A 14,558-nucleotide genomic window follows, 5' to 3' on the forward strand; every position below is an offset into this window, starting at 1 on the left:
GTTTAGGAGGCATTAGATTGTTGACAAAGGGCTAAAATGAACTTTATTTTAGCCCTTTGTCTTTTTTTCAGCGTAGTTGAAAACCCTTGAAGTCTAGGAAGAACGAGCACCGAAGCGCAGGACCGACAAAGAATGCGAGGGTTTGTCTACACGCTGAAGCCTCCGTTTAGGAGGCTTTTCTTTAAGCAGACGGCATACCGCCATCTTCAAGCTTTTGATCAATGAAAGACGTATCGCTTTTTTCACCGAACCATTTTCCCAGCCTGTCTTTCGCTTTTCCTTTGACATCGTCATCAATGTACATTGCCACTTGAAGCAGAGCAAATGTGATGGCGCCTAGATCATCTGTGTAGCCGATCCCCACCAATGTATCAGGGATCAGATCAATCGGAAGGATAAAGTACCCTAGCGCCCCAATGATGAGGGTTTTCGCTTTAACCGGTACTTCGGGTTTTTGCAATGTATAATAAAGTAATAACACAGCATAGACAAGAGAAACTCCAGCTTTTTGTGCCGTCTTTTTTAACTTTTTCCAAAAGGCATGATCATTAAAATGCTTCTTTGAACGCTTTAATAGTTCTTTTTTCTCAGAACGATTCATCGTATCGCCTCCATATTCAGCATAGCCCTTCCACCTTATTTATACAAGAAATCCACTCATTCGACAAACAAAAAGCAGCAGAAAGCTGCTGCGTTCTACTGCTCTTTGTAAAATTTTTCGATCGCCTTATCGATGTATACCCATCCTTTATACGACACATGAATCGTATCCTTAAAGAAATATGGGTCATACTCATGAGAAGTCAAATCTGCGACTTCATACCCATTATCTCGAATTTGACGATTGATTTTTTGATAATAATCTGTACGTCCCTCTTTCGGAAAACCAGTGTAATCATACCATTTTCCGTTGACGGGAATCGTCACAAATAAAGGCTTCGCCCCTGCCTGTTTTAAAATATCCAGCATGATCTGGAAATCTTTATATTCAGGTGATTCTGCATAAGAATTGTCGCGACGAGAATCCTTCATCTTTTTCATGATCGGCTTCAGCTTGCGATCAAACAGTCTCTGATCAATATAAAACGGGTTGTCCCCTGCTTTTTCAGATCCTAGGACGCTCGCTTCTTTTTCAAGCTCAGTCCATGTTTTCCCTTTCACTGAAGGAGACGGACGAAGCTTGCGCTCATGCCCAGACCCGATCGTATAGTACATGTCTTTCTTTTGAAGCATGCCATAATACATTTTTGCAATAGGAGAAATCGCGCCATAGGCGAATTTGTTCCCAGAAAGCTCTGCTTTAAAAAGCTCTGTGATGACCATGTCGTTCTTTACTGCCTTAAACTTCATGATTCTTTTGATGAGCTCTTTTTTAACAGCTGGATCAATTTCTTTATTATAAGCGAGATCAAGCGCCTGAAGCGCTGAATAGTTAGGAGCAAAGTGATTCTCGTCTGATCCCCATTTGACAAACCACTGCGGGGACACGATAAACACAAGCTTTTTCCCTTTTAATTCATCCATATGCGCTGCAAAGTTCATGGCATGAATTAATGATTGCGATCCACCTTTTCCAACAAGATAAGGTGTAAACCCTTGAGGATTTTCATGAAAGAAATTCGAAGGGTGATATGGATCAAAACGTGATAGTTCAGAAGATCCATAGATCGGCAAATAAGTTGGATCTTTTAGCATTTCATCTTGTAAATAAAGCCCTTGGAACATCCCTGGATCTAATTCTGTGGCTGACTTTTGTAATTTGTCTTTTGGGATCAGATGTGAGAGCCATGCATTTGGTACAAGAAGAACACCAATGAATAGAACAGCCGCTAAAATAAGCGGCCCAAAAAAACGCTTTTTCATTACTTCATCTCTGCCAGCTGCTCAGCAATGTGATTCGGTGTATCCCACACATCACGATCAAATTCTGTAATCGGAACAGTAATTCCAAGTTGACTTTCAATTGCCATAAGTAGTTCTACTGTACCAAATGAATCTAGAAGACCTTCGTCAAAAATTGCAATCTCTGGATTTTCTTTCACAACGTCGTCCTGACAAACCTCTGCAATAATACCGTATACTTGATTTTTAAATTCCATAATTTTCTACTCCCTTAATCATTAATGATGAAATGGTTTTCCTGAAAAAATATAAAATCCGAAACAAATCACATGGAATGTAATAATGATCGACACAACCATTGTGACCTTATTATCCGGCCACCACTTGTGCTTTTTATTCCACTTCTCAAATAAATTGTAACCGGACATCACAACTGCATGGTATAGTCCGTAAATAATATATTGAAGGGCGAGACCATGCCAAGCACCCATCAATAGAAAGAGGACAAAGTACCCAATATTTGATACAGCCATCCGGTTCTTGATCCACTTCTTCTTTGTCATAAAGAACACAAATCTCATAAACACATAATCTCTGAACCAGAAGGATAGCGACATGTGCCAGCGATTCCAGAAGTCTTTAATATTACGGCTGATAAACGGTTTATTAAAGTTTTCTGGTGATTTAATACCCATGATATAACTCACACCTACAGCAAATGCTGTATATCCAGCAAAGTCAAAGAACAAATACATACTGTACGCATACATATACGTTAACTGTTGAACAAAGTGACTGCTGCTAATGTGGTGAATATTCATCAGAATATATGTGTGAATGAGATAACCAATAATGAACTTATATAAGAACCCGATAAAAATTTTATGAATCCCTGCATATAAAAGATCACTGTACACTTCTTTTTCAGGCGGTGTATCCATATCCTTTTCAAACCGGCGGTAACGGTCAATTGGACCTGACGAAATCGTCGGGAAAAAGACGATGAAATAGACCAAACGGTGAATCGGGATTTTCTTTTTAATCAAGCCGTCTCTCGTCTCGATAATTAACTGAACACCTTTAAATGTTAAGTACGAGATCCCTAAAAAGCTCAGCCAGTTCATTGGTGGCGGTTGATGCGGCTGATGAGTTAAAAAGAACGGTAAAATCTTTGATAGTACAAGCGGCAAAATAGATGCCACCACTGCCATATAGAAGACAGACGCCTTGTTCGCCTTCAACCGGTACGCAAGATATAGGCGGATAATCAAGACTTGCCATACTGTAAACAAGAACAGCAACAAAGCGCCATGTGCATCCTTTGAGAAAATAAGCGCGAGTGCCACAACCGTTGCAAACATGTTGTAGCCCTGCATTCTTTTGCCGCGAAGACCAAGAATCATCGTCGGCAAAAGAAGAATACCAATTAGAATGAAGAAAAAGAATGAACTAAACGGAATCATAGAAGAACCTCTTTCGCGATTCTTTTACGGTCAACCTTCCCGTTTGGCGTCATGTACAGCTGCTCAAGATAGACAAACTTTCTTGGAATCATGTACGCAGGCAGTGAATCCGCCATTTCTTTCTTAATCGCACTTGTCAGCTGATATTCTTTTTCAAAGGAATGCTCAGTTGGGACAATTGCTGCAATTAAGTACTCCACATGCCCGTTTGGCTGGAATGGCACAATCACACAAGCATTGACATACGTTGTCTCGCTCACATGATATTCAATTTCTTCAAGCTCCATCCGGTATCCATGTAGCTTAATTTGATAGTCCAGACGACCGTGGCACGTAATCAAACCATCCTGCGCCACACCTGCGTCACCTGTGCGGTAAGCAGGGCGTCCTTCATGTTCAAAAAACACTTTATCCGTTAAGGCTTGTTCACCTAAGTAGCCTTTTGTGACGCTTGGCCCCACGATGACAATTTCCCCTTTTTCCCCATCAGGCAGTGTCTTGCCTTCTTCATCTAAAATGACGATATCTGTATCCGGTTTGGCATAACCGACTGGTAAAGAATCGTGCTGATCAAGAATCTCCTGCGTGACTTCAATCGATGTAATCGCAACAGTTGCTTCAGTTGGACCATACGTATTAAAGACCTGCGCCTTAGGAAAACGCTCAAGAAGCGCACTTGCTACAGAGACAGGAAGTGCCTCACCGCAGAAAAGGAAAACGTTTAGCTTTGGTAAAAGCTCCCCTGTAAAGGAAGGATCCATTAAGCACATTTGCACAAAGGAAGGTGTGGATGTCCACACTTCAACGTCAGATTGACCAAGCGCTGCAAACATATCCTTCGGCTTATTCACAAGATCTTTCACTAAACAGTAAAGCGTGCCGCCTGATTGAAGCGCTGGATAGAGATCCATCACTGATAAGTCAAAAGAAAATGGCGCTTGATTTAAGAACGTGCGCCCCTCACCAATTGGGAAATCGCGGCACATCCACTCTGTAAAGCTTTCTAAATTATTGGCTGTTACCTGAACGCCTTTCGGTTTTCCGGTACTGCCAGACGTGTAAATAATGTAGAAAACATCATCTTGTTGAACCCACTGCGTGGATGGGGGTGCTTCTTTTTCAAGTGCTAAAAGCGATGCCGCACTCTTCACTTCAATGTGTTCTTCTACATCTGGTATAGCCTGCTCATTTGCACAAATCAATAGACTGGCTTTTGAGCTTTCAATGATTGAGACGATGCGCTCGACAGGTATTGAGATATCGACCGGAATATAGGGTCTGCCTGATTTCACAGTACCTAAGAAAGAAATCAGCATCTCTGGCTCCATATGACCGTAGACAATGACAGGTTCACTGCCAACTGCGACTGCATCGATCGCACCAGCCATTTGGTCTGATAGACGCCAAAGCTCATCATATGTGATCGAAGCATGTTGAGAAACAAATGCTGGCTGTGTCGGTTTCGTTTGTTGGTATTCATGAATCGTGTGTAATAGTTTCATAGTTTAATCTCCAATTAAAAATCGTTGTAAATGAATGATCCCGTATTTGCTGTATGGAATCCGTAAATAAAGAACAATAATAGCAAAATAAGTAAGTAAAAACTTGTATACCCTATCCATTTTACAGACTTATTTTCTGATAGCTTTTTGAATAGCATATTGATAACCTCTTTTCTTTTGACACTTATAAAGACGCATGGATCATCAAAAGAGTTTCATATCAAAACATAAAAATTTTAAGAATTGATGAAAAAAAGATGTCCAAAGTATGAACGTGTCTTCAGGCAAAGCTGTCTTATTGTAACAAAGATTTAATGTAATTGAAATGAAATAGAAGCTTAAATTTGCCTTAAAATTGCCGAAAACTGTCGAACAAATGTAAAAGCCACCTAGTTAGACTAGATGGCTTTGATGTTATTTACTTTTTATATTTATTCACTTCGAACATGAGAATGTTGTTGAATACCACATAGTCCTTTTTACTTTCAAAAGGACCTTTGTTGTTGTCATGCTCGTCAATTTCATAAAACCCTGGACCTTCGCCGGCATCTCGCTTTTTGTACCAGGATAGAAAGGCGTTGACTTCTTTCATTGAAAGGTCATACTCTTTTTGCAAACCATTGACCATTGTGATGACGAGGAGAGCATCGCCGTCTTCATCTGTTGTATCGTCTTTTGGTGGTGTGGTTGGTTCTGGGTCTTTGTCGCCAGGTGGTTCAGTTTCAGTGTTTTTAAGACTCTTTAATGAGATAGATAAATTAGATTTGAAATTTGCTCTAGCGTTAGTTGGGGCACTTGAACTTTGTTCAACTCCTCCAATTACATAGAGCGTATCATTAACAAGTGCGGATACATGTCCCATTCGATAAGGTGCAGAAGTGTTAGGTATAGTTTTTGATGTCTTAGTTTCTAAATCATAGAGTGTAACTCTAGAAACTCCACCCGTTCTTATAATATAATTTTCATACATGACTGCAGAATAATAGGGTGCAATAGCTCCACCACTACTAACTCCCCTCCATTGATCTACTATAGGATCATATTCATAAATTCCTTTTACTAAGACCTCTGATCCAGATAAAATGTAAAGCTTATTCTTCACAACCACTGCATTTCCCGAAGTAGCTTCAAAATTAAATTTTTTCTTTTTGGTCCATTCTTTTGTTTTCAAATCATAACTAAAGGTATTGTTGTACCTATCTGCCTTTAATGCACTATCGTATCCAACTACATAGATCTTCCCATCAATGGCACCTGCATATAAATTGTAAGCAGATACCTTTCTTTCAAACGGGAGCTCTACTGAATCTTCCCAAGTATCCATTTTGATATTATAAACTTCTACGCTATTTGTTAATCCTTGTTCTGTTCTCCCCCCCATTACATATATACGATCATCAACAATTACACTGGCAGCACCCATGCGGCCTGTCTTCATACCAGCTTTTTCTGACCATTTATCTAACTTCGGATCATATACATAAGTAGTATTAGAATATGCCTTACTTGGACCCGTTCCACCTATTACATAGATTTTCCCATCATATACTTCACTTACAGCTCCTACTCTTGCATCTGGTAGCTCTTCTCGTTTTTCCCATTCAAGCGCTTCTGCTTTTATTGATTGTAATGGATAACTTAATGCAGAAAATAATAAAATGAAAATAAAAAACCATTTTTTCAAGATAACCACACTCCTTCAATTTGTTTACACAACAAATATCGGATAGTTATTTATTTTTTTCATGTTTTTGTTACTTATATATATATTTATTACTTATTTACTTACTGCTTCCCCAATGCGCCTATAAATTTCCAAAATCAGACTTCCTCATTAGAATCAATTCATATTTTTGTATTCCTCCATCAAAAAAACCCATGATTCATGGGTTTCTTCTCAGTCCGTTATTAAAAAATCCGTCACAAGGCAAACAAGTTCCACGTTTTCATCCAGCCCTCAAAAGCTTTGATACACACGTCCCCAAAACCAATAGAAAAGATCTCTAAATCAGGTTTCTCCTGAAAGCGCGTGACTAACTAGCTTCTTGTATCCTCATAACATTTCTCAAATTTCTCTTCAAGTGCATCATATATGTAATCATGTTCGGAAAGTATAAATCTCAAAGCATGCTCTTCTATAAAATACCCTTTTCCAGTATCAACTCTATAGCCAAAGAACTGCTCCCCTTGTCAATCACTGATTTGATTTTGTACACCCCAGAATTCCTCCTTACTCATTTCATATTCTCCTTCTACTATACACCTTAATTTTTTAAGTTAGAGAAAGAATGTTCTTTCTATTTAACATTAATCTCTGCGATGACTGAGCAGGAGATTCGTAAGGCTGTTAAGAAGCTTGTCTTAATTAATGGTGTATTAGGATGAGATAAAGAGAAGAAAAAATGAAGGTTCATTAAAAAACGCCCTTCCAGTGGGAGGGGCTGTGTAATTAACTATTTTCTTTGGAGTATTTTTTTATCAATGATTCACTAATCCTGCTTACGATATAGATCGCAACCGCTAAAATTAGCATCAACGGAAACATACCTAAACGATTATCTGCAACATAAACAATGATCCCCACAATGATAGCTACTACGATTGCCGTTAAAAAATGCTTCACCGCCATCTCACCCCTTTGTTTAAATCATATACATTTTATTACATAAAAATTGGAATTAAAACACCTTTTTGCTTATAATAAATTATATTACATTTTCTTACAGAAAGAAGGTTGGTGATAATCTTGAGATCTTTGTTTCTTGTTAGTTTGTCTTTGGTGTTAATGCTTTCTGTCAACAGCACTCCTTTATTGGCGCAGCAGAATGAAGTGATTTCTAAAAATCAAATAAACTATGAACCTTCCCTATATGTTACTAGTGAGAACTTATTAAATAATGAATTGGAAGCTCGAGCAAAATGGGACGGACAATTCTCATCTAATTACACTATACCTTCTTATGTAGTTGCATCAGCTGCCACCTATGGGATGTTTCATCTTACAAGATACTTAACCGCAACTTTACAGCTTGGACCTGCTGCAGCTGCTGCGTTTGCTGGGATGGTATCTGGTTATGTCTCGGCAAAAGGTGAAATAAAATTAAAAGCAGTACAAAAGTATAGATGGATTAAGAAGTATACTAAAGCTGAATACCAAGCAACCACAAAAATATATGTTAACGGCAAATACAAAACAACCACAACAAAAAAATGGATCTCGGAAGTAGATACTAACATCGATCGTGTTAAATAACAAAAAAGTCCCTTCATTATTATGGAAGGGCTTTTCAGTTCACTATTGTTACCCATCGTGATATACACATGCTTTCAAGGTTGTTTAGTCTAGGCGTTTGTTTAAGTCTAGTTCCACTATGTGATGAACCATGTCAGTAGGTATGACACGATCTTATTTTAAACAGCTCTGACAAAGGTAATTGTCTCGCATTAGAACAAGTTGTCTTGTCTGTTTCCATTCTCTTGATTTATAAAAACTTGTTGATTGTTTATCTCGAACATGATTGTTGTAATACTTCGCTTCCTGCTGCTTACCATCAGCATGAGCAGGACAATAACCATCCCTTGTTAACTCCCTGCACCCTCGCACCTTACACTCTCTCAATGGTTTAGGTGGCATTGGATTCACCAGCTTTCCTCTCATCTATCATCGCAAACAAAACAAAAGCATGAAGATGTCCCACTTTCTGTACAGCATAAAACTCCCTGTACTCCCGTTGATATGATGCTAGATAAGATCGAGCTGCTTCGTAGGTCAGAGTCTGGCTGACATGTAGGAGGCTGTCTATAGCTTGCCTATCTCTCACACCATAAGAACCAAGCATCCCTAACCCTCTGATGATCTCCCCATCCGCCCATATGCATCCCCTTTTATTAAGGGTTTTAAAACCGTTATACATTTGGTCTGTCCTTATTGCGTGTCCAATTGCTGTGTTAATGATTAGTTCCCTGAGTGAGCTGTCCACGTTGTGTCCCTCCCCAAAATAAAAAGCACCCCGAAGGATGCTTAAGTATCTTTATGTTATATTCTTTTATTAGTCTTAATTACTCAACAGTTAAATCCATTACAGTTAAGTACACTCTAGCTTTTAATAGATCCACCTTAATATACATTTCCTGTTTTATAACGTCTTCTTTCACTAACTTCTCTTTGTATAAGAAATTCATAATGTTTTTAGCCGTAGAATCACCAAACTCATCCTCAATAATTTCATAAAAAGTACTGAATCTGATTTTTTTGGAAACTGATTTTGAAAAATTGTTATAAAACCAAAAGCAAAATGTAGCAAGAGTATCTGAATCTAAATACTCCGGTATAAATGGCTTTTTATTATCTAAATTTGGTGGTACCCTAGACTCTCTCGAATAACCTTCATAACGACCATTTACTGAAAATCTTCTACCAAAAATCTTACGGTTTTCTGATAATCTGTTATATTCATCTAATTCCTTCACTTCGGAAACCGTATCATCATTAACATCATCTCGATGTCTTTTCACGAAACCTAAAGAGTTAAACATATGGAATTCCATATTAGTTTCACTAGTGAATTCATTTAGTAACTCCACTTTAGGACCTATTATTCTACTTTTTAAATCATACCACCAATCTTCTTTCTGTTCATCAGTCAGAAATATAACACTGGTGTTCTTCTCTTTAGCAAAACGCAATAATTGCTTCCAAAGAATTAAGTCACCATATTTATTTTGAATTGTAACACCATTATGAACTTTATGACCTTTCTTCTTATTATAATCTTTATATCCTGGTGGTATTTCCTTTTTCAAACGGTCATCAGCTTCTTTTTCTAATTCTTTCATTTCATCTTTGGTATAAGGGTCGCCTACTTTTCCATTATAAAGGTTAGTGATTTTCAACTTAATTGAATCTTTATCAGTAAAATTGTATTCAGTATCTTTTCCGTTTTTTGCATTTAATTCTTCTATGTGTTTATTCGTTGCAGACTTAATAATTTCAATGAAATTTTCCACATCATCTTTGTGCCGTTTCTTATAGTTACTCAAATCTTGATTAAGTATATCTCTTACTTTATCTGGAATATCCTTTAAAGCGTTACAGACTTTCTTATATGACCCACTCTGTTCTATTAATACTGATTTCCTATTATAATGATATTCCAATGCAACCTGATGAGGCATCCATAAGTTATCTCTATATTTATCTAATAACCCTATAATTTGATCCGATGTTTCTTTAGTGTATCTATATAAGTTAAGTAAGACATTTGTATCTAAAATAATGATGGATTCTTCCCATATTTTTTTATCATCTTTGTCAAAATAAAATTCTCGAAACTTTTCTCTCATTTCAAATTCCCCCAATACATAAGTTCATATTGTTATATCGAACTAAAAGAGTTAATTTTAAGAGCATGCAAACTTTGTCGAACGAAAAGCGCCCTCCGCAATGGAAGCCGCTCTCAATTTATCACCTAATACCATCATAAACGCTCTCAGACAAAATGCTTTGCCAAAAGTATGCCATTTGCATCTAAAATAATTTCACAAAATTGTGTATCTGATCTTTTTCAAATCTGTTTAAACAAAGTTGATAACCTTTTTTAAATCTATGAAATTCATCGTCCGGCATATTTTCGCTTAAACCATCGTAAATAGCTAGAAGACGAAAAGCATCATAAATCTCTATCACTTCATTAATCGTGTCACTTTTATACTTTATTAGATCATATTTGTTTTTATCAAATTCTTTAAAATTAAGACCTTCATGTTTAATGTATTCCTTTCTTAGATTCTTAGTGTCAAAGATTAGTTCATCCATATGATTTCTTTTAATTTTATTAAAATTTTCATGAATCTCAAAATCAATAAATCTTTCAATTATTTGTTTTTGATATTCAAAAGATTCTTGTTCTAGTTGTTTTCGTTCAACCTCTTGTTGTACACGTTTTTTTTCCAAAGTTTCTTCATTCTTATTAATTTGAATCCTTACACCAAGGTACGTAGCTCCAGCGGTTATAAGACCAACTATTATAGTCACTACACCGCCAATAACTGCAATTATGATTTCCTGACTCATGACCACACCTCCTCAATTAAATTCAACTTATTATACAACATTTACCTATATTTTCCGACAATTATCCACACAATCCAATTCACCATATCTATTATTGTGTCTAACTCAGGAAATCGCTGAATCCTTTGTCCCTCTTGCTTAGAGCCATTCCCTTAAAATGAGTTGGATATTTTTTCAATATGTATAATTGATGAAGAAATTAAAAAAACTCATCTGTCATTAGAGCAAATGAGTCTTAGTATATTAACCTTATGAATGAATTTTCTAGCGTTAATTTATTTTCGCAATAATAAAGACTTTATAAGTTAGAATCTATAAGGAATCTTAGATTTTCCAATCTTGACTTTAGAATAATCAAATTCTTTTATTTGATGAAGGAATTTGTACAATCCTTCAGAGTTAATATCCATATTATTTTTAGGCCCTATAGTCACACCAATCACAGAACCTGTATCGAATTCAGTCTCCACATAAGGAATAAAAGCCCCATTTGATATACGACACTTATAAATTTCTTTATTACCTTTAGGATAAAAAATAATTCTATACTCTTCTTCTTGAGAAAAACATTTGTCTTTAAAAAAGAGAGAATAAAATTCTAAGGCCGTAAAGACACTTGGTAATTTGGAATCTAAATGGGTTCCCTCTTCAAAAATATCAATAATATCATTTAGAAGTTTTTCAAGTTTATTAATTTGTTCTAAATTATCATAAATTACATAGCCTGGAACAGGTGTGAAATTTTCATTTCTATTCAGAGATTTATTAAATTCATACAAATCAAATGCAATACAATACCCATCATTTTGAGAATAATTTGCCCATAATAAATTAGAATCTGGATTAATACAAAAAGATAGAGAATAGAAATTATTTTTATTAGTTTCAAACATTGAGCGAATATTTGCATTAAATAATTCAGTATAATCTCTTAGTTTCTCATCTGACAACCCTCGCTCTTTACAGATTGATGGGAATATTTCTTTGCTCAATTCAAATGTATATTTAATTTCATTTTTATCGTTTAAAAAATCGGCATCAGAAACCCAAAAATCACCTTTTCTTAATATGCCGTCTAATCCATAAATATTTGTATAGTGGAAAACCTCTTTTGGTCGTGCCTTCTCAAGAAAATCCCTCATAATATATTTCACAAAAATTTCAAAACCGTATACTCCTGTTAAATGCATAAAATATCTCCCTACTTTTTGTATTTTCATAAACTCATTTTATTTTAAGATATATTTTTGAGAAAATAAACCTATAATCCAAAATTGTCCATCGCTTTGTCCATTGTGTCTTGTTTGATCCCTCTATATCTCAATGTAATATCTGGGCTTGAGTGGTTAAATATTTCTTGCAGTAAGGCCACATCCTTGAATTTCTTATAGTGCCAGTAACCAAATGTTTTACGTAAAGTGTGTGTGCCTATACTACCAAGGCCAACATACTCCGCTGCCTCTCTCAAAATGATGTATGCACTGCTGCGGCTGATTGGTTTGTTAAGTCCTTCTCTACTCTTAAAGAGATACTCTTGATCATTTTTGTCTTTAATATATTGATCTATCGCTTTTCGAAGCGTCTTGTTTATTTTGATTCTTTTCTCTTTACCTGTCTTTCTCTAAGGGATACGAACTATTTTCTCACATTCTTCACCCTTAATTTCAGCAAATCAGATATACGCAAGCCCAGGTTAATACCCGCCACAAAAAGCAGCAAGTTCCTTTTGTTCGCTCTCCAAGATATTTGTTAATATAATGGATCTGATCAAGTTCCTTATCGGCTGCACAAAATTCATGTTTTATCCCCCTGCTTATACACTTCTTCTCTCAAAGCAAAGGCCAGTCTATAAATTCCTTTGGCTGAGACCCATTTCCAACATAAATCTCGTAATCAAACATTTCTTCATCCTACATATAGAGCATTACTAAGATGCTGCGCTCTTTTTGCGTAAGACGATTAATGCCCTTGATTGGAAAAGCTAGGCAGCGTAATGTTATATGTTGTTGTGATCTTTGGAAGAAAGTCTTCTGGCGTTTGCAACGTAATGTAAGTATTTTATATTTTTCCTTAATTTTTCTATTCCGAACCTTTTCCCCTCGTCTATCTGCGGAATGTCTAAACTTGTTTGGTTCAAGATAATTCCCCCTTTATTTTCTGCGCACTGCCCCGCCTTTGACTTTTTTAACCGCTGTATGTTTTTCCCTATAACCTTGCTTAAAATTTTTCCTTTTTCATGGCGCAGCTCCTTTCCTTACAATTAAAAAACGGACACTGATCAAGACCCTTAATAGGTGTAGATCAGTGTCCGCAGGCTCTCCGTCTTGGACTTATCTAGTTTTTGTACTTCTTTTCTTTAAAATCCCAGTAAGTGCTACTTGTCTCTTTATCTGCATCTTCGTAAGAATATAAACTTGTTTAATAACTTTCGATAAAATAAATACGTTCATCTCCCTCGAATGCATTGAAAGTTTCATATACGTATTTTTTATGAAGACGGCCAAGCCGTTCCTTAAATTTTATTTTTTGATAATGTTTATACTTGGATGATTATCTATTATTTTCAAAGCGTCTTGATATGGCTTTGTTTTTATGAAATTGACGGAGATGTTTCCCCTTTTAAATTCTTCTTTGTTTTTAAAAGTTACAAGAATAGGTATTTTTTCTTCGTTAGTTTTTATCATGTTGTTCAAATGTTCAATACCTTTTAATACAACAGGAGCAATATCGTAAACATAATTGTCATATAGATGTTTAATGAACATCATAGAAATTTCAACGTGAATGTCTAATGAGATTAAATTAGGCATTTTTTCAATATCCTCTTTGACATGTTTCCATGCTTTGAATTGCAATAATGCTTCTTTTGAGGCAAAAATGCCATTAAGTCCTGAAATACTTTGTTTAATAATTGACAACGGAAAACCATAATGTAAAGCGTAATTTCTCATTAATACCATGAACCGATAAGAAACATGTCCATCATAAAATTCATTTGTATTTTTTTGAAACTCTTTTAGTTTTTCTTTATCAAAGTATTTTTTGTTATATTTTTCTCCATAATCGATAAACATCGATAAAGAAGATAAATAGTTTATTAGTAATCGATTCGCTTCCAAACCTATTGAATCTTCATTATATTTTTCTAATTGTTCTTTTATTTTAGTGGAGTAAGTTAAAAACTCTTTTCCATTCCTATCAAGTAGGTTATATACATTCGTCATAGCGTTTAATTTATTGATTTCACTTAACCTTGTAGTGTGATTGTCGTATTCTTCTTTTGTTATATGTTTTTTTATAGTTAATTTGTGTTCTCCTTTTTTGATAAATTCTCTGTAACCGTATCCATAAAACATTTGTTTTTTCCAACTCCTAATGCGAGCCACCGCTTTTTCTTGTTTCTTTTGGTTTTTATTGACTAGCTGCATTCTCTTTTCAAGCTTCTTGACTTTTTCTTTTTTCATTTTGTACGTTCTATAATAACATTAAAATTGATTTATGCACTAGACCCTTTCGAGTACAGTGTCGGATAACCTTTGTAAATAAAGTGCCCATGGACTAAAATATACCCTTTAACAATTGTTATTTGATACATTCATGGTTAAAAGGTTCTTTTATTTTATGAAGAAGCGTAAAAGGAGAACTTGATGCGAAGAAATATAGCTAATCCCATTGAGC

The 14,558-nt window shown here is 35.7% G+C and carries 13 protein-coding genes and 2 pseudogenes; 1 reads left to right on the top strand and 14 read right to left on the bottom strand.

Features of this window, described 5'->3' with window-relative positions:
• Window positions 1-181: 181 nt before the first annotated feature.
• The 8 genes from ABG082_RS12750 to ABG082_RS12785 form a co-directional block, all read right to left on the bottom strand.
• Window positions 182-601: a YkvA family protein gene (locus ABG082_RS12750; protein ID WP_058213892.1), complete on the bottom strand. Its 420-nt coding sequence runs from the start codon at window positions 599-601 to the stop codon at window positions 182-184.
• Window positions 602-696: 95 nt separating this feature from the next.
• A complete protein-coding gene (dltD, locus tag ABG082_RS12755) occupies window positions 697-1,863 on the bottom strand; it encodes a D-alanyl-lipoteichoic acid biosynthesis protein DltD (RefSeq protein ID WP_017358151.1) in 1,167 nt (388 codons plus the stop codon).
• Window positions 1,863-2,099, bottom strand: coding sequence for a D-alanine--poly(phosphoribitol) ligase subunit 2 (dltC, locus tag ABG082_RS12760; RefSeq protein ID WP_003216498.1), 237 nt, complete (start codon window positions 2,097-2,099; stop codon window positions 1,863-1,865). The genes dltD and dltC overlap by 1 nt, the downstream gene beginning before the upstream one ends.
• A gap of 21 nt (window positions 2,100-2,120) precedes the next feature.
• The gene (dltB, locus tag ABG082_RS12765) at window positions 2,121-3,305 is read right to left on the bottom strand and encodes a D-alanyl-lipoteichoic acid biosynthesis protein DltB (protein WP_008342868.1); all 1,185 of its coding nucleotides are present in this window, start codon (window positions 3,303-3,305) and stop codon (window positions 2,121-2,123) included.
• Complete coding sequence (gene dltA / locus ABG082_RS12770; protein WP_342494233.1) at window positions 3,302-4,807, bottom strand: D-alanine--poly(phosphoribitol) ligase subunit DltA; 1,506 nt, start codon at window positions 4,805-4,807, stop codon at window positions 3,302-3,304. The genes dltB and dltA overlap by 4 nt, the downstream gene beginning before the upstream one ends.
• Window positions 4,808-4,821: 14 nt before the next feature.
• Complete coding sequence (locus tag ABG082_RS12775; protein WP_024427820.1) at window positions 4,822-4,971, bottom strand: teichoic acid D-Ala incorporation-associated protein DltX; 150 nt, start codon at window positions 4,969-4,971, stop codon at window positions 4,822-4,824.
• Between the two features lie 254 nt (window positions 4,972-5,225).
• Window positions 5,226-6,491 (bottom strand): kelch repeat-containing protein, encoded by a 1,266-nt coding sequence (locus ABG082_RS12780; protein WP_348936157.1) that lies wholly within the window; start codon window positions 6,489-6,491, stop codon window positions 5,226-5,228.
• A 765-nt stretch (window positions 6,492-7,256) separates the two neighbouring features.
• On the bottom strand, window positions 7,257-7,436 hold the full coding sequence (locus tag ABG082_RS12785; protein ID WP_017358156.1) for a hypothetical protein: 180 nt from the start codon (window positions 7,434-7,436) through the stop codon (window positions 7,257-7,259).
• A gap of 117 nt (window positions 7,437-7,553) precedes the next feature.
• On the opposite strand from ABG082_RS12785, the gene ABG082_RS12790 reads away from it, so the two are divergent.
• The gene (locus tag ABG082_RS12790) at window positions 7,554-8,060 is read left to right on the top strand and encodes a hypothetical protein (RefSeq protein ID WP_348936158.1); all 507 of its coding nucleotides are present in this window, start codon (window positions 7,554-7,556) and stop codon (window positions 8,058-8,060) included.
• Window positions 8,061-8,147: 87 nt separating this feature from the next.
• Here ABG082_RS12790 and ABG082_RS12795 read toward each other — a convergent pair.
• The 6 genes and pseudogenes from ABG082_RS12795 to ABG082_RS12820 all read right to left on the bottom strand — a co-directional run.
• Window positions 8,148-8,441 (bottom strand): annotated as a pseudogene (locus tag ABG082_RS12795) (HNH endonuclease); the annotation flags it as partial.
• Between the two features lie 425 nt (window positions 8,442-8,866).
• Window positions 8,867-10,150, bottom strand: coding sequence for a PIN-like domain-containing protein (locus ABG082_RS12800; protein WP_073413696.1), 1,284 nt, complete (start codon window positions 10,148-10,150; stop codon window positions 8,867-8,869).
• Between the two features lie 184 nt (window positions 10,151-10,334).
• Entirely contained in the window at window positions 10,335-10,880 is a 546-nt protein-coding gene (locus ABG082_RS12805; protein ID WP_073413698.1) for a hypothetical protein, read from the bottom strand.
• Window positions 10,881-11,185: 305 nt separating this feature from the next.
• On the bottom strand, window positions 11,186-12,070 hold the full coding sequence (locus ABG082_RS12810; RefSeq protein ID WP_073413700.1) for a DUF2971 domain-containing protein: 885 nt from the start codon (window positions 12,068-12,070) through the stop codon (window positions 11,186-11,188).
• A gap of 71 nt (window positions 12,071-12,141) precedes the next feature.
• A pseudogene (locus tag ABG082_RS12815) lies at window positions 12,142-12,678 on the bottom strand (site-specific integrase).
• Between the two features lie 721 nt (window positions 12,679-13,399).
• Window positions 13,400-14,344 carry a hypothetical protein gene (locus tag ABG082_RS12820; RefSeq protein ID WP_073413703.1) on the bottom strand — a complete coding sequence of 315 codons (945 nt, stop codon included), beginning with the start codon at window positions 14,342-14,344 and terminating at the stop codon, window positions 13,400-13,402.
• Window positions 14,345-14,558: the final 214 nt, after the last annotated feature.

Source organism: Bacillus sp. BS1807G30 (assembly GCF_040047675.1).
Lineage (GTDB): Bacteria > Bacillota > Bacilli > Bacillales > Bacillaceae > Bacillus > Bacillus altitudinis.

Excerpts from the sequence above, each read along its gene's own strand:
- ABG082_RS12750 (WP_058213892.1), bottom strand. The coding sequence starts at position 601 with ATGAATCGTTCTGAGAAAAAAGAACTATTAAAGCGTTCAAAGAAGCAT.
- dltD (WP_017358151.1), bottom strand. The coding sequence starts at position 1,863 with ATGAAAAAGCGTTTTTTTGGGCCGCTTATTTTAGCGGCTGTTCTATTC.
- dltC (WP_003216498.1), bottom strand. The coding sequence starts at position 2,099 with ATGGAATTTAAAAATCAAGTATACGGTATTATTGCAGAGGTTTGTCAG.
- dltB (WP_008342868.1), bottom strand. The coding sequence starts at position 3,305 with ATGATTCCGTTTAGTTCATTCTTTTTCTTCATTCTAATTGGTATTCTT.
- dltA (WP_342494233.1), bottom strand. The coding sequence starts at position 4,807 with ATGAAACTATTACACACGATTCATGAATACCAACAAACGAAACCGACA.
- ABG082_RS12785 (WP_017358156.1), bottom strand. The coding sequence starts at position 7,436 with ATGGCGGTGAAGCATTTTTTAACGGCAATCGTAGTAGCTATCATTGTG.
- ABG082_RS12800 (WP_073413696.1), bottom strand. The coding sequence starts at position 10,150 with ATGAGAGAAAAGTTTCGAGAATTTTATTTTGACAAAGATGATAAAAAA.
- ABG082_RS12805 (WP_073413698.1), bottom strand. The coding sequence starts at position 10,880 with ATGAGTCAGGAAATCATAATTGCAGTTATTGGCGGTGTAGTGACTATA.
- ABG082_RS12810 (WP_073413700.1), bottom strand. The coding sequence starts at position 12,070 with ATGCATTTAACAGGAGTATACGGTTTTGAAATTTTTGTGAAATATATT.
- ABG082_RS12820 (WP_073413703.1), bottom strand. The coding sequence starts at position 14,344 with ATGAAAAAAGAAAAAGTCAAGAAGCTTGAAAAGAGAATGCAGCTAGTC.